The sequence below is a fragment of the Nitrogeniibacter aestuarii genome (genome assembly GCF_017309585.1).
GTDB lineage: Bacteria > Pseudomonadota > Gammaproteobacteria > Burkholderiales > Rhodocyclaceae > Nitrogeniibacter > Nitrogeniibacter aestuarii.
This window is the reverse complement of the sequence record NZ_CP071321.1, coordinates 1,505,176-1,519,428: the sequence shown is the minus strand read 5'-3', so window position 1 is coordinate 1,519,428 and position 14,253 is coordinate 1,505,176. Positions and strand designations below refer to the sequence as shown.

The following is a 14,253-nucleotide window of genomic DNA, read 5'->3' as shown; positions in this document are numbered from 1 at the left end:
CATGGACTGCTCCGCCACCTACGCCACCGAGCCGCGCTTTCGCGCGCATCGCCGCCAGCGGATCATGCATTCCCTGGCCAGCCATCCCCTCTTCGCCCCGTGCGACGAATACATTCAGTACCAGTTGGCCGCCCACGCGCGCATCGAGCGCTTCAAGCGCGGCGACATGATCTACCGGCGCGGCGCCCCCGCCGACAGCGTGTTCTGCCTGCTCGAAGGCAGCGTGCAACTGGTGGCGCTCGATGCCGACGGGCGCGAGCGCGCGCTCGAACTGTTCGGAGCGAACGACCTGTTCGGCGAAATCAACCTGCTGCTGAGCCACAGCCACCGTCACTGGGCCCAGGCCAACCTGATGACGCGAACGGTGCGCATCCCCCGATCCACCTTTCTCGACGCCCTCGAGCGCGACCCGGCCCTGTCGCGCCGAGTGATGCTCGAGGTGTCGCGCCGGGCCGAGCGGCTCATGGAACGCATCTGCTGTAATGCCACCCCCAAGGGGGTCTTGCGGGTGGTCCATTACCTGTCGAATCTGGTCGAGGATTCTCAGAACGTGCAGACGGTTTCCCTGCCCGCCACCAAACGCACCATCGCCTCGCTGCTCAATCTCACGCACGAGAGCTTTTCCAGATTGCTGCGCCAGCTCTCGGACGACGGCCTGATCGAAGTCCAGGGGCGCTGCGTGCACATCCCCGACGTGCGCCGCCTGCTGGCGCAGGAGGCGCTGCGCTAGGGCATCGGCACCGCGGCCGCGCCGGGCTGCGGCACGCTGTGGCAGCGGTAGCAATTGCGATGGGTCACGAACGCCACCCGGTCATGACACTTGCCGCAGGCCTGCCCACGGAAGATGGATTCCATCCGGGTGGTGAACGGCGCCTGCCCCGCCGGAAACGGGTCGGGATGACAGTTGCTGCAGTCGAGCCATTCGGTATGCGCCCGGTGCGGGAATCGCACCCAGGGCATGGCCTTGGTGTTCTTGAGCAGCACATCGGTGTCGAGCACCGTAGCCGAGCGCTCGCCGCGCACATCGGCACGGGGCGTGATGCGCCCATCTCGCAGGGCCTGCACCCAATCGACACGGCCGTCGGCATCTCTGGGCAGGCCGTGCAAGGCCTCGCCGGGTGGCTGCAATTGCGCGCTCCCGGGGCCGGCCGGATCGATAAAGCCCTTCGGGCGAATCGATTCGCCCTCGGGCGTCGCTGCGGTCGCGGCGGCGGGCTGCGAAGTGCTCGGTCTGGGCTCGACTGCGCGCAGGAATGCGCCGGCTTCAGGCGCACACAGACCAAGCAAGAACAGGCAAAGCGTAATGGGGGATATCGGGCGTCTCATGCCCGATACGTAGCAAATCGGGGACCAGATCGCCCCCGGCGCCGATCAGTCGATCAGTGCCGCGTCCGTCTGGTCGACAAGTGCCAGCGGGTCGAGCCCGGCCAGAGCGACCGGTTCATCGGCGAAACGCACCCGGCAATCGACCGCACCGCCGCACAGCACGGCCCGCGCGAGCCGCTGAACGCGCGCCAGATCATAGGCCTCGGAATACATGGGCACACGCACCGCGGTGCCGCTCAGCGTCTCGGTGCATGTCAGGTCAATCCCGCCCACGTAACTGCAGGCGAAGTCCGCAGGCGCTGCAGCGAAAAGCGCGGGGGAACACCCAAGCGCGGCGGCGACCGCGACTGACCGTGCCAGCCTGGAAAAGAAAGTACGCATGAGCCTGCCTCCGGTGACGACCCACGGAGGCCAAGGTCGAACCGGAAAGACACGACCGTCTGCAAACTGAAGTCATGACACCAGCGAACACTGGATGACCTGACGTGCCGGCGGTCCCGCTACCATGGGAGTTGCCCCCCGAAGGCCGGTGACTTTGCGCCCCCGCCTTTCGGTCGGGTTTGCCTTTGTCGGTGGGCGCGTGTCGCCATCGCGATGCTGCCCATTGAGAGTAACGGAGGCAGCGCCGTAAAACTTGAGCTACTCGAGCAGAAAGCTGGCCCGGAACGCGTCCTCGCCGTCATCGGAGAACCGCAGCACCCGCCGCTCGGCATCCACCTCGGCCCAACCCTCAGTCAATACGTGATCCAGAATGATGGCACCCAAGGCGCCAGAGAGGTGCTGACGCCCCTCCCCCCAATCGGCGCACATGCGGCACAAGGGGCGGCGGCCGGTGTCGTGGTTTTCCGCCATGATGCCGATACCCTCAAGCCCCAGCCGCCCGGTGGGCGTCAGCTCAAGCATGCCGGGGCGAGCACTGAACCAGCCGCGCATGAGCATGGCGTCAAACGCGGACACCGCCAGATCCCCCGCCATATGGTCGTAGCACAAACGCGCCTTCGCCAGCGCGGGCGTCCCCACCGGCTTGCGCACCTGAGTCGCCCCGATGCGAAACGCCACCGCCATGAGCCGTTCCACCAGCTCGACCACATCGTCCGCCGCCAGGCGGAAAAAGCGCTGACGGCCTTGCTGCGACATCACCACCAGCCCCGCCTCCACCAGCCGTGACAGGTGAGTACTCGCCGTCTGCCGGGTCACCCCGGCCACCGACGACAACTCCGTCGCCGTCAAAGCTCGGTCCGCCATGAGCGCCATGAGCATGTCCGCGCGAGCGCGATCGCCAATGAGTGAAGCGACTTGTGCAATATCAGGGGTGTCTTTCATGGTTCGATGGTAAGCGAAGAGTTAACGACAACTCTACACCGAAACCAGCGCCGCGTTTCCACCTCATGAGCCGATCGACCTCATCCGCCGTTCTCCACGACCACCGTCGAATGATTGATGCCAATCGATGACCCGCACGCCAGGAGACTGCTCCAGTCGGTATGCATATATACGGAACACTCACGGCCCGGCTTGCCATTCATGTTGAGGTGTCGTCTAATCCGATCAACATATTTCGACAATAAACCGCGACCTGGACCCTGCGTCCGACTATGCCAGGCCCGAGTTCGTCAGCATCTCAAAAGCGACGAATTTGATTTTTCCGTTTAGGACGTACTAATTGGGGAAAATCCGTTGAATAAATTGAATTTTCTTATCATCCAGAAACACCCCTTACGGGTAACGACGGAAAGTTTTACGTCGTTTAGGGCGTCTACTTATCGTTAGAGCTTTCTGATGGAAAACAACGCCGCGTTTTTCGAAAGTGCTCGCGCCAAATTTCCCGAGCTGGCTGAGAAAGTGGATCGTCAGCACGTTAAGTATTGGGGGAAACAACCGTCGGCAGCAGAAGACGCTTACTGTTGGTTTGAAAGTGTGTCACGTGCGCTGAATTCCGAGATGCAACGCGAGGCATACATATCGGAAAGCCATGCGTTCTTTCAATTTGTAGAATGCTCGTTCCTTACCGGTAGTGCCGAAGTCAAAAAGTGCATAGATGTCGCATTTGCCGAAAATCTGTTTTGGCAGGTATCACCCCAGAAATCCGCGCCGTACTGGCAGGTACTTCCTCAAGTTTTGAAAAACCTTTATGTTGATTTCCATGCGCGCACACCGCTCTAACAATCACAACAAGTCGCCCTTCGGGCTGGGACGCGCCGCGCCGCGTCGCGCCCCTTATGTAAATCGTTTGGCATCTGAATGAACGCACGTGACAGACTTCAGGCCGGAAGAGCAGCGACTCACGCGGGACAGTTTGAAGATGCTCTAGCGCATTTTGTCTGGTTCCATGAGCATGCTCTTCAAGAAGACCCTTCGTACCGTGGCGTCCGTTTGTCCTTTGCTCTCTCATACTGGCTGGAGCTGGCCGAGCAGTACCCACCCGCCATGGCCGAGTACCAAGCGAAGCTCAATGACAAGATTGAAAGGCTCCTGGGTGGCGAGCTCCGCCGTAGCCTGTTTTACGACATCGAGGCAATGAACGAGTCTCTCAATGAGGACCAAAGGACCGCAGAAGTCTTCGCTGCGCTCGACGCAACGCAATCCGAGTTCGCGCAGTCTTGTGCTCGTATTGCAGTTCCAGCCCTCGTGCGCGTCAAATGCTATGCACTGGCAGCAAAGTACGTTCCGGAGCCAGAGACCCAAGTTCTTGCCAAGGCAAGCGAACTCGTGCGCGATGTTGCTGAGATTGAAACGCGACCAAGAACACGAGCGCCGCGCTATCGCGCGTTCTTGCAGATCTTTGCCGAGGATCTTCGGCAAATGGAGGAGCTCCTAAACTCTACAGGGCACGAAGGCAGAGCCAAGCAACTTCGCTCTCAAGCGCTCTCCGCCCTCAAACCGGTTTATCTCCGCAATGCCGTTGCAAAGTTGCTCGTCGCCGAGGCCTAACCCCTCCAAGGGGACGTCTTGCGCCGGGGCGCAAGCCGCCCCTTACCTCGAACGTTGGGCCTAGCATGTCATTAGCGTTCTTCGCCGCATTTCTCGCGTTTTTGTGGCTAATTGGCCTACCGGCTTATTGGCTACTCTATGCCACGTCGCAGGAGCGGAAAGGCGCGTATGAAAAGCTACAGTGGTACCGGAAGCAACCACTATGGCCTCACGGGATTCTGAAAGTTGCGTTTATTGCGCTGAACGCTTGGGCGTTATTCCCGATTCGCGGCGCGCTAGTCGCCATTGGTGTCATTGCGCTCTTTCTCGTGCTCCAACAATGAACCCTCAATACTCATTTTCCGGGTTCGGCCCCGCTGGCAATTCCAGCATGTTGCGTAATCACCGGCCCAAGAATTCGTTCGTGTGGGACCGTCCAAAATGCTGCGCATTTTTCCCGGCCCCACAACTCCAACGTTAAATGCCTCCCTGAACCAACGTGGACATTCTGAACAGCCGCGAATGGGCAATCCTGATCTGGGCGTTCATCGCGATCGGTTACATCACTCGGCCTCCGCGATGGCGGAAGTTGAAAGAGCCTTTGCAGAGGGTGCTTCGAGCGCTCGGCTCACGGCACCTTGTCTCCGCAATCACGCTGATGACCATGTACGTGGTCACAATGATTTATGGGCTGGCGCGTTTGGGCCTATGGGATTTCAGTCTGCTCAAAGGAAGTTTGATATGGTTTTTCTCGGTGGCAGTCTTTTCGCTTGTCCAAGTCAACAAGTTCTCGGAGTCGCCCCACAAGCTCAAGGGCTTAGTGGCAGACAGCTTCAAACTTGTAGTTGTTATCGAATATCTAGTTGGGGCGTATACCTTTCATATTGCTGTTGAACTCGTCTTGCTGCCGCTGATTGTGTTGTTGTCTGCCTTGCTGGCTTTTGCTGAGACTAAGCCCAAGTATGAATCGGTGCAGAGATTTCTAAACGCCGTTTTGGCCATTGTCGGAGCTGCCATCCTTGGCTCGGTAATGTATCTGCTCGTCAAGGACTTTGAACAAGTAGCAAATCGCCAAGCGGCATCGGACTTTGTCTTGCCAGTAATCCTTTCGGCCCTGTACACACCGTTCATTGCGTTCATGGCCGTTTACAGCACATATCAAACGGTGTTGATAAGGCTGCGATATTCCATAACGAAGCGGCATGTCGAGTTCTACGCTCGTCTTGTCGCAATGCTGATCTTCAACGTCCGAATTGAGCTGCTGAAGCGTTGGTCCTCCAACGTAGCAAAGTGCCGCCTTCAAACAGTTCGGGAGGTCAACCAGTCAATTCGCCAGTTCTTTCAAATGCTGGCCAGAGAAAAATCCCCAGATGAATCGACCCGTGTTTCCTAGACGGTTTTCCTGCTCGCTTGGACGGCCCCGGGGAATCGTAAGCACTTTCGGCCTATGGTTCGACTGCCCGCGCACCTAAAGGGGCCTAAGGTGCGACAGCACTGACGCCTCCGCCCCGTATCATGGCGGGTATGCCAGATTCGAATCCTCAAATCCTCCGGTCCGACGCTTCCGTCACCTTGCATCTCGCCGATGTCACCGTGGGCGAGATGAGCGGAATCACGTTCTCTGTTGCCCCGGGCGAGGTGCTCGCCCTGTCCGGCGCGTCGGGTTCGGGCAAGAGCCGGTTGATGCGTGCGATTGCCGATCTGGACGCTCATCGGGGCGAGATTCGGCTGGGCGATACGGCGCAAGCGGCCATGCCCGGCCATCACTGGCGGCAGCAGGTGATGCTGGTGCCGGCGGATAGCCAGTGGTGGGCGGATACGGTGGGGGAGCATTTCCCGGCCGGTCAGCCGGTGGACTGGGCGGCGCTGGGTTTTTCGGCGGATGTGGCGCAGTGGGAGGTGAGCCGGCTTTCTTCCGGCGAGCGACAGCGCCTGGCCTTGCTGCGGGCCCTGGCCCACCAGCCCCGGGCCCTGCTGCTCGATGAGCCGACGGCCAATCTGGACGCCGAGACCACGGCGCGCGTCGAGCAGTGGTTGCTCGACAGGATTCGCCAGGGCGGCTGCCCGGCGGTGTGGGTGAGTCACGACCCGGCACAGATCAAGCGGGTCGCCACGCGGCACCTGAAGATCCGCAACCATCGGCTTGAGGCGGTCGAATGAACGTCATCGATCTCTCTGTCTGGCAGTTGAGCCTGGGCGCCGCGCTGGTGGTGGCGCTGGCGATCTGCACCTGGTACGCCCGCTTGGGGGTGAGCAAGCCGCTGCTTGTGGGGGCGGCGCGCACGGTGATCCAGCTCAGCCTGATCGGGGTGGTGCTCGAAGCGCTGTTCGCTGTAGCCGCCCTGCCCTGGATTGCGCTCATGGCGATGGTGATGCTGCTCATGGCCGGGCGCGAGGTGAGTGCGCGGCAAAAGCACCGCATGACCGGCGGCTGGGGTTTCGGCATTGGCACGCTCTCGATGTTCATCTCGGCCTTCAGCGTGACCATCCTCACCTTGCTGGCCATTGTTCAGCCCACGCCCTGGTACGAGCCGCAGTACGCCATTCCGCTGCTGGGCATGATGCTGGGCAATACCATGACCGGCGTGGCGCTCGGGCTGGACCGGCTGACCGACGGCGTGTGGCGACAGCGCGCCATCATCGAGAACCGGCTGATGCTGGGCGCCCGCTGGCAGGAAGCCGTGGGCGACATTCGCCGCGATGCCATGCGCGCGGGCCTGATCCCCATCATCAACTCGATGGCGGCCGCCGGCATCGTGAGCCTGCCGGGCATGATGACGGGTCAGATCCTGGCTGGGGCGCCGCCATCGATTGCGGTCAAATACCAGATCCTGATCATGTTCACGATCACCGTGGGCACCGGTTTTGGCACGCTGGCAGCGGTCACGGCGGCCAGCCGCCGCCTCTTCGATGAGCGCGAGCGCCTGCGGCTGGACCGTTTGCACGCGAAACCCCGCGACTGAAGCGCGGTACACTGGCGGCCTGATCCCCCGTTCGACACACCGATGCCTGACGCACTCAATAACCTGCTTGCCCAGTTGCCGTTGATCGGTGCCGCGCTCGCGCGCGCCGAGGTGCAGAACGAACTCGTGGCACTGGCACTGGCCGCCATCGGCTCGTTGATCGTGCATCACGTGGCGGCACGGGCCCTGTCGTCGCGCGCCGACTCGAGTACCCAGGGCACCTTCCACCACCTGGCCTTGCGCACGCTGCAACGCCTGCTGTGGCCAATCATCATGCTTGCCTTCGTGCTGATCGGCCGGGCCGCGCTGGTGTCGAAGGGGCAACCCACGCCGGTCCTAAACGTGGCGGTCCCGCTGCTGACCTCGCTGGCCACGATTCGCATCGGCGTCTATCTGCTGCGCAAGGGCTTTCGCGTCACCAAGGCACTCAAGGCGTGGGAAAACGTGTTCGTGGCGCTCATCTGGTCGATGGTGGCACTGCATCTGCTCGGCTGGCTGCCGGCGGTTGAGGCGGCGCTCGATGCCATGGCGTTTTCGGTGGGCGAGACACGCATCTCGCTGCTGGCCACCATCAAGTTGGTCGGGCTCATCGGGCTCACGCTGACGCTGGCCTTCTGGGTGTCGGGCGTGATCGAGCGGCGCATGCGCGCTTCGCCCAACATGACGCCGTCGCTGCAGGTGGCGTTTGCGAAGTTTGCCAGGGTGTTCCTGATCACCGTGGCCTTTCTGGTTGCCATCGACGCGGTGGGCATCGACCTGACCACCTTTGCGGTGTTCGGCGGCGCCCTGGGTGTCGGCATCGGCTTTGGCCTGCAGCGGATCACCAGCAACTTCATCAGCGGTTTCATCCTGGTGCTGGACCGCTCCATCAAGCCGGGCGACGTGATCTCGGTGGGTGCCGATGGCGCCAAGTACGGCTGGGTGCAGGAGCTGCGCGCCCGTTACGTGGTCGTGCGCGACCGCGACGGGGTCGAGCGCCTCATCCCGAACGAGAACCTGATCACCTCCGAGGTGATCAACTGGAGCTACACCGACAAGAACACCCGTGTGCGATTGCCGGTGTCGATAAGCTACGACGACGACCCCGAGCAGGCCATGGCACTCATGGTGGAGGCCGCGCGCGCCTCGTCGCGTGTCATCGACGATCCGGCCCCGACCGCGCGGCTGATCAACTTCGGCGACAACGGTATCGAGCTGGAGCTGCGGGTGTGGATCTCCGACCCGGAGAACGGCATCGGCAACGTGCGCACCGACATCAACCTGGCAATCTGGCGCGCCTTCAAGGCCGCCGGCATCACCATCCCCTACCCGCAGCGCGACGTGTATATCCGCTCGGCGCCGACGCCGAATCCGCTGCCTGACGCCGAATGACACCACGGAATACACCTTGAACGATACGGACATCATCGCCGCCACCCGCGCCTGGGTGGAAACGGTGGTCATCGACCTGAACCTGTGCCCCTTTGCCAAGCGCGAGCTGGTCAAGGAGCGCATCCGCTTTGCAGTGACGCGCGTGAGCAACGAGGAAGGCCTTATCCAGGCGCTCGAACAGGAACTGCGGCACCTGCAGGAGCACCCCGAGATCGAGACCAGCCTGCTGGTTCACCCCGACGTGCTCACCGACTTCGAGGACTACAACCAGTTTCTCGATCTGGTCGACATTCTCATCCGGCAGCTGCGCCTGAGCGGCGACATCCAGGTGGCGAGCTTTCACCCGGACTACCAGTTCCAGGGCACCGAGCCGGACGATGTCGAGAACACCACCAACCGTTCGCCCTACCCCATGCTGCACCTCATCCGCGAGGCGAGCATCGGCGCAGCCATCGCCAACTATCCGGACCCGGAAGGCATTCCCGAGCGCAACATCGAGACGGTCGAGCGACTCGGCATCGACCACATGCGTGCCCTGCTCCGGGCCTGCTTCAATCGAGAAGGCAACTCGCAAGACTGATCCGTCGAGGGGTTTCTTTTCCCCTGCAACCCGCTGAATGCGAAGCGCTTTTCCGGCGCTTCGCATTTTTTTCGTGCCTGAAGTGTAAGTTCCGCGAGGCGTGCTTGGTCTCATCGAGCAAGCAGACGGAATGCGACGCACATGACGAAAGAATGCGTCGCCCCGGTTGCCCGAGCCCCTCTTTTTCATGCAGTACATCGACTCGAACATCTCAGGAGCCTCACCATGAACAAGCGCCAGTTTCTTCTCTCCGCCGCCATCGCAGGTCTTGCCGCCACCGGCATGAACATCGCCCATGCAGCCGACGCATCCAAGGAAAAGTGCTACGGCATCGCCAAGGCCGGCGCCAACGATTGCGCCTCGACCACCGGCACCCACTCCTGCGCGGGCCAGGCCAAGGTCGATAACGACCCGAACGAGTGGAAGTACGTCGCCAAGGGCACCTGCACCGACATGGGCGGCTCGCTGAAGGGCGGCGGCAAGTAAGTTTCCCCGCGCGGGCAGCCGACCTCCCACCGGTCTGTTGTCTCCTCCTGCTGCCCGCGCACCTCATCCCCCTGCCCTGACTCCCTACCCGGACACGACCATGCACTCCAAGGTTCGCCCACTGAACGGCATCGGCATCGGCCTGCGCGCGCCGCACTACCGCGACTTTCTTGAGCGCCGGCCCCGCGTCGACTGGCTGGAAATCCATGCAGAAAACTTCTTTGGCGATGGCGGCTGGGAGCAGCACGTGCTGGAGCAACTGCGTGCCGACTATCCAATCAGCGTCCACGGCGTGGGCCTGGGGCTGGGATCGGCCAGCGACGCGCATTTCGACGCGCACCTGGACAGGCTGGCCCGTCTGGTCGAGCGTGTCCGCCCTGCGCTGATCTCCGAACACCTGTGCTGGGCCGCTGTCCCGGGCCGGCACCTCAACGACCTGCTGCCGCTGCCGCTGACGCTCGAAGCGCTCGATCTGGTGTGCGAACGGGTCGAGCGCATGCAGGCCCGCCTTGGCCATGTTCTGCTCGAAAACGTGTCGAGCCACGTGCGCTATCAGGCCGACGCCATGAGCGAGACAGAATTTCTCGCTGCCGTCACCCGGCGCACCGGCTGCGGCGTGCTGCTCGACGTGAACAACCTTTACGTGAATGAGCGCAACCACGCCGAAGATGCACGCACCGCGATCGCACAGTTGCCCATCGACGTGGTGGATGAAATTCACCTGGCCGGTCATCTGGTGACGGACGACGGTCTCATCGACCACCACGGGGCGCCGGTTTCGGCCGCAGTCTGGGCACTCTATGGCCGCTGCATCGAGCGCTTTGGCAACGTGCCGACCCTGATCGAATGGGATACCGACATTCCCGCGCTTGACGTGCTGCTTGCAGAAGCAGCCCGTGCCCGCGTCGTGTGCGATTACTCCCATCACGTCAATCAGCATCAGGAGCTCGCCCATGTCTGAACTGGCCACCCTCCAGCGCGATTTCGCCGATGCCCTGCTGGTGGGCAATCAGCGACCGGCCCATGCATTCAAAGGCGACGCCGAGCTTGCGGCCCGGCGTTTTGCGCTGTATCGCGGCAACCTCACCGCCCATTGGGACCGCGCGCTGGCCATCGCCTATCCGGTGATACAGCAGATGGTGGGCGCGGAGTTCTTTCGTGCCCTGGCGCGAGAATACGGCCGCGCAGTGCCGCCGCAAACAGGCGATCTCAATGACTTCGGCGCGCAGTTGCCGGACTTTCTCGAGACCTTCGAGCCGGTCGCGCCCTACCCGTACATGCCCGACATGGCGCGACTGGAATGGGCCATTCACGCAGCGCACAGCGCGGCCAACACCCCCGCGCTGGATGGCCCCACGCTCTCTGCATTGCCGCTGGAACAACTCGAGAGCACCGTGTTCAGCCTCGTCCCGAGCGCCCGGCTGGTGACCTCCGAATGGGCCATCAACGCGCTCTGGCGGGCGCATCAACCCGGTGGTCCGGACTGGCCCAGCGCACTTGCCGTGCCCTGTCGCCTGGTGGTCGCACGCCCGGCATGGCAGCCCCAGCCGGTGAGCCTGTCACTCGGCGAATTCGCGGCGCTCGAAGCCATGGACGCCGGTGACACCTTCGGTGGCGCGCTGCAACTGGCCTTTGATCTCGACCCCGCATTCGACCCTGCCACGGCGCTGCCCATGTGGCTCAAGAACGGGCTCATCGCCCGACCCGACACCGCCATCTGAAGGAACATTGCCATGAACGCCCTGCTCCGACTCCACCAATCCACCACCCGCTTCGATCAGCTGATTGCCGACTGGGGCGGTGCCGCACTGCTGCTGGCCATCCGCCTGTATGTGGGCTGGCAGTTCTTCAAGGCCGGCCTGACCAAGATTCAGGACTGGGATTCCACGCTCTTCCTCTTTGCCGAGGAATACAGCGTGCCCGTGCTGCCGCCCGAACTGGCCGCCTGGGCCGGCACCTTCGGCGAACTGGTGCTGCCCGCGCTGCTCTTTGTGGGGCTGTTTTCACGGCCGGCCGCCCTCGGCCTGTTCCTGGTCAATGCCATGGCGGTGCTGAGCTATCCGGCCCTGTTCGAGTTTTCCTGCCCGGCGGCCGTCAATGACCATTTCTACTGGGGGGCACTGCTGCTGGCCCTGGTGGCCTTCGGCCCGGGACGCGCCTCGGTGGACCACTGGCTGAGCCGTCGCACACCGTAAATGGTATTGGCGCCCTTCGACCCCGAAAGGCGCCGTCCCCGAGGCTTCGGCCCATGGAATAGCGGCAATTTTTGCCGCTTTATCCGGCCCTCGGTTTGCCAGACCGGGGGCTAATCTGCGAACACGTCATGAAAGCCCCGAGGCCGTTGATGCTGTTTCGCAGCCTGCTGTTGTTTCTCCCCTTGCCCGCCCTGGCCGATGCCGCGGCGCCGGCTGAAAAAACGCTACCGCCCTCAAGCCTGGCCGGCGGCTCCGATCTCGCCGGCTCTGTCGGGCAGATGTTCTTCGGGCTCGCGGTGGTCATCGTGGTGCTGGTGGGCTGCCTGTGGTTGCTCAAACGCCTCGGCGCGCCACGCGGCCGCGCGCGTGGTCTCAAGGTACTGGGGGCCGCCCCGGTGGGCCCGCGCGAGCGCGTGGTGCTGGTCGAAGTCGGTCAGAAAGTGCTGGTGCTGGGCGTGGCGCCCGGTCAGATCAATACGCTCGACACCCTCTCGCCCGATGAACTCAAACTGACTGAGCCCACGTCAGATCGCCACGAACCCGGCGGCTTTGCCCAGCGCCTCAAGCAGATGCTGGAGGCGAACAAGCATGGCTGAGTGGATTCGCCGACGCGCTCCCGGCCTGCTGGCCGCGCTGGTGTTGCTCTTGCCGCACCTGGCCTTCGCCCAGGCCGTGCCGGCCATCACCGGCACCCCCGCGGCCGATGGGGGCACGACCTACAGTCTCAGCATCCAGACCCTGGTGCTGCTCACATCTCTCACCTTCCTGCCGGCGGTGTTGCTGATGATGACCAGCTTCACCCGGCTGATCATCGTGTTCTCGCTGCTGCGCCACGCCCTGGGCACCCAGACCTCGCCGCCCAACCAGATCCTGATCGGCATGGCGCTGTTCCTGACCTTCTTCATCATGTCGCCCGTGATCGAGCGGGTATACAACGAGGCCTATCTGCCCTTGTCTGCCGACACCATCGGTCTGGACGAAGCGGCCAACCGCGCCGCCGCGCCGGTGAAGGACTTCATGCTCAAGCAGATCCGCGAGCCGGATCTGAACCTGTTTGCCGAACTGGCGGCCGTCGAGGCGGTGGAGAAGCCCACCGATCTGCCCATGAAGGTCATCCTGCCGGCCTTCGTGACCTCGGAACTCAAGACCGCCTTCCAGATCGGTTTCATCGTGTTCATCCCCTTCCTGATCATCGACATGGTGGTCGCCTCGGTGCTGATGTCCATGGGGATGATGATGATGTCGCCGGTGATCGTTTCCCTTCCGTTCAAGGTCATGCTCTTCGTGCTTGTCGATGGCTGGACCCTGCTCATCGGCTCGCTCGTGCAGAGCTTCATCGTGTGAGGACACCCCCATGACGCCAACCACCGTGATCGACATCGGCCGCCAGGCCATTGAAGTCACCCTGCTGGTGGCCGCCCCGCTGTTCGCCGCCGCACTGATCACCGGCCTGCTGGTGAGCATCTTCCAGGCCGCCACCCAGATCAACGAAATGACCCTCTCTTTCGTGCCGAAGGTGATTGCCATCTTCGTGACCATGGTGGTGGCCGGACCGTGGATGATCACCATGCTCACGGATTTCATCCAGCGCATGTATTCGTCCATTCCCATGCTGATCGGCTGAACGCATGCTCGAGGTCTCCAGCGCCCAGCTCTCTGCCTGGATGGCAGGCATGATGCTGCCGCTGGCGCGCATCCTGGGCATGGTGTCGTCCGCGCCGCTGTTCTCCAGCAGCGCGGTGCCGATCCGCATCCGCGTCGGCTTCGGGCTGGCCGCCGCGGTTGCCATCGTACCCATCCTGCCGCCGGGACCGGCCATCGATCCGGGCTCCGGCCTGGGGCTGGCCATCTTCGTCCAGCAGATCTTCATCGGCGTGGCCATCGGCTTCATCATGCGTCTGGTGTTTGCCGCCGTGGATCTGGCCGGCGAGCTGATCGGCCTGCAGATGGGGCTTTCCTTCGCCACCTTCTTCGATCCGGACGCCAACGGTCAGACCGGCGTGCTGGCCGAGTTCATCGGCTTGCTGGCCACCCTGCTGTTCCTTGCTCTGGGCGGCCATCTGCTCATGATCGAGGTGCTGGTGCGCAGCTTCGAGTGGATTCCCATCCGTATCGAACCGGCCAGCGCCATGGGCTGGAAGGACGTCGCCGCCGCCGGCACCTTGCTGTACGCCGCTGGCCTTCTGCTGGCCCTGCCGCTGATCACCGCGTTGCTGATCACCAACATTGCCATGGCCGTGCTCACCCGCGCGGCGCCGCAGATCAACCTGTTTGCGGTCGGTTTCCCCATCACCATGACGGCCGGCTTCGCCGTGCTGGTGCTCACACTGGAAGCATTTGCCCCGGTGATGCGCATGTTCTACGACCGTGGTTTCGAAGCGATTGCCGCCATGCTGCAGACGCTCGGGGGCAGCTAGGCTCG

19 protein-coding genes and 1 riboswitch are annotated in these 14,253 nt (G+C 62.8%); of the genes, 16 read left to right on the top strand and 3 right to left on the bottom strand.

Going from position 1 to position 14,253, the window contains the following annotated elements; genetic code table 11:
* Position 1 precedes the first annotated feature (1 nt).
* Positions 2-730 carry a Crp/Fnr family transcriptional regulator gene (locus J0W34_RS07015; RefSeq protein ID WP_230971175.1) on the top strand — a complete coding sequence of 243 codons (729 nt, stop codon included), beginning with the start codon at positions 2-4 and terminating at the stop codon, positions 728-730.
* On the opposite strand, the gene J0W34_RS07010 is transcribed toward J0W34_RS07015, so the two are convergent.
* From J0W34_RS07010 to J0W34_RS07000, 3 genes are all read right to left on the bottom strand, one after another.
* Positions 727-1,326, bottom strand: coding sequence for a c(7)-type cytochrome triheme domain-containing protein (locus J0W34_RS07010; RefSeq protein ID WP_230971174.1), 600 nt, complete (start codon positions 1,324-1,326; stop codon positions 727-729). The two genes, J0W34_RS07015 and J0W34_RS07010, sit on opposite strands and share 4 nt — an antisense overlap.
* A gap of 45 nt (positions 1,327-1,371) precedes the next feature.
* On the bottom strand, positions 1,372-1,707 hold the full coding sequence (locus J0W34_RS07005) for a hypothetical protein (RefSeq protein ID WP_227816799.1): 336 nt from the start codon (positions 1,705-1,707) through the stop codon (positions 1,372-1,374).
* Between the two features lie 106 nt (positions 1,708-1,813).
* Positions 1,814-1,901: riboswitch (cyclic di-GMP riboswitch) on the bottom strand.
* Positions 1,902-1,965: 64 nt separating this feature from the next.
* Complete coding sequence (locus tag J0W34_RS07000) at positions 1,966-2,649, bottom strand: ArsR/SmtB family transcription factor (RefSeq protein WP_227816798.1); 684 nt, start codon at positions 2,647-2,649, stop codon at positions 1,966-1,968.
* Positions 2,650-3,105: 456 nt separating this feature from the next.
* On the opposite strand from J0W34_RS07000, the gene J0W34_RS06995 reads away from it, so the two are divergent.
* The 15 genes from J0W34_RS06995 (at position 3,106) to fliR (ending at position 14,248) form a co-directional block, all read left to right on the top strand.
* Positions 3,106-3,489 carry a DUF7674 family protein gene (locus J0W34_RS06995; protein ID WP_230971173.1) on the top strand — a complete coding sequence of 128 codons (384 nt, stop codon included), beginning with the start codon at positions 3,106-3,108 and terminating at the stop codon, positions 3,487-3,489.
* 78 nt (positions 3,490-3,567) lie between these two features.
* Positions 3,568-4,257, top strand: coding sequence for a hypothetical protein (locus J0W34_RS06990; protein ID WP_230971172.1), 690 nt, complete (start codon positions 3,568-3,570; stop codon positions 4,255-4,257).
* A gap of 478 nt (positions 4,258-4,735) precedes the next feature.
* Entirely contained in the window at positions 4,736-5,629 is an 894-nt protein-coding gene (locus J0W34_RS06985; RefSeq protein WP_230971171.1) for a hypothetical protein, read from the top strand.
* A gap of 209 nt (positions 5,630-5,838) precedes the next feature.
* On the top strand, positions 5,839-6,396 hold the full coding sequence (locus J0W34_RS06980; RefSeq protein ID WP_230971170.1) for an ABC transporter ATP-binding protein: 558 nt from the start codon (positions 5,839-5,841) through the stop codon (positions 6,394-6,396).
* Positions 6,393-7,199: an ABC transporter permease gene (locus J0W34_RS06975; protein ID WP_227816793.1), complete on the top strand. Its 807-nt coding sequence runs from the start codon at positions 6,393-6,395 to the stop codon at positions 7,197-7,199. Before J0W34_RS06980 ends, J0W34_RS06975 begins: the two co-directional genes overlap by 4 nt.
* Before the next feature lie 42 nt (positions 7,200-7,241).
* The gene (locus J0W34_RS06970; RefSeq protein ID WP_230971169.1) at positions 7,242-8,570 is read left to right on the top strand and encodes a mechanosensitive ion channel family protein; all 1,329 of its coding nucleotides are present in this window, start codon (positions 7,242-7,244) and stop codon (positions 8,568-8,570) included.
* Between the two features lie 16 nt (positions 8,571-8,586).
* Complete coding sequence (locus J0W34_RS06965) at positions 8,587-9,150, top strand: DUF1415 domain-containing protein (protein ID WP_227816791.1); 564 nt, start codon at positions 8,587-8,589, stop codon at positions 9,148-9,150.
* A 225-nt stretch (positions 9,151-9,375) separates the two neighbouring features.
* A complete protein-coding gene (locus J0W34_RS06960; protein WP_227816790.1) occupies positions 9,376-9,636 on the top strand; it encodes a BufA1 family periplasmic bufferin-type metallophore in 261 nt (86 codons plus the stop codon).
* Positions 9,637-9,736: 100 nt separating this feature from the next.
* Positions 9,737-10,597, top strand: a complete 861-nt coding sequence (gene bufB, locus J0W34_RS06955; protein ID WP_230971168.1) for an MNIO family bufferin maturase — start codon at positions 9,737-9,739, stop codon at positions 10,595-10,597.
* Positions 10,590-11,357 carry an HvfC/BufC N-terminal domain-containing protein gene (locus tag J0W34_RS06950; protein ID WP_230971167.1) on the top strand — a complete coding sequence of 256 codons (768 nt, stop codon included), beginning with the start codon at positions 10,590-10,592 and terminating at the stop codon, positions 11,355-11,357. The genes bufB and J0W34_RS06950 overlap by 8 nt, the downstream gene beginning before the upstream one ends.
* Before the next feature lie 12 nt (positions 11,358-11,369).
* Complete coding sequence (locus J0W34_RS06945) at positions 11,370-11,831, top strand: DoxX family protein (RefSeq protein ID WP_230971166.1); 462 nt, start codon at positions 11,370-11,372, stop codon at positions 11,829-11,831.
* A 128-nt stretch (positions 11,832-11,959) separates the two neighbouring features.
* The gene (gene fliO, locus J0W34_RS06940) at positions 11,960-12,427 is read left to right on the top strand and encodes a flagellar biosynthetic protein FliO (RefSeq protein ID WP_230971165.1); all 468 of its coding nucleotides are present in this window, start codon (positions 11,960-11,962) and stop codon (positions 12,425-12,427) included.
* Positions 12,420-13,175, top strand: a complete 756-nt coding sequence (fliP, locus tag J0W34_RS06935; protein WP_227816785.1) for a flagellar type III secretion system pore protein FliP — start codon at positions 12,420-12,422, stop codon at positions 13,173-13,175. The genes fliO and fliP overlap by 8 nt, the downstream gene beginning before the upstream one ends.
* 10 nt (positions 13,176-13,185) lie before the next feature.
* A complete protein-coding gene (gene fliQ, locus J0W34_RS06930; RefSeq protein WP_227816784.1) occupies positions 13,186-13,455 on the top strand; it encodes a flagellar biosynthesis protein FliQ in 270 nt (89 codons plus the stop codon).
* Between the two features lie 4 nt (positions 13,456-13,459).
* Positions 13,460-14,248 carry a flagellar biosynthetic protein FliR gene (gene fliR / locus J0W34_RS06925; RefSeq protein WP_227816783.1) on the top strand — a complete coding sequence of 263 codons (789 nt, stop codon included), beginning with the start codon at positions 13,460-13,462 and terminating at the stop codon, positions 14,246-14,248.
* Positions 14,249-14,253: the final 5 nt, after the last annotated feature.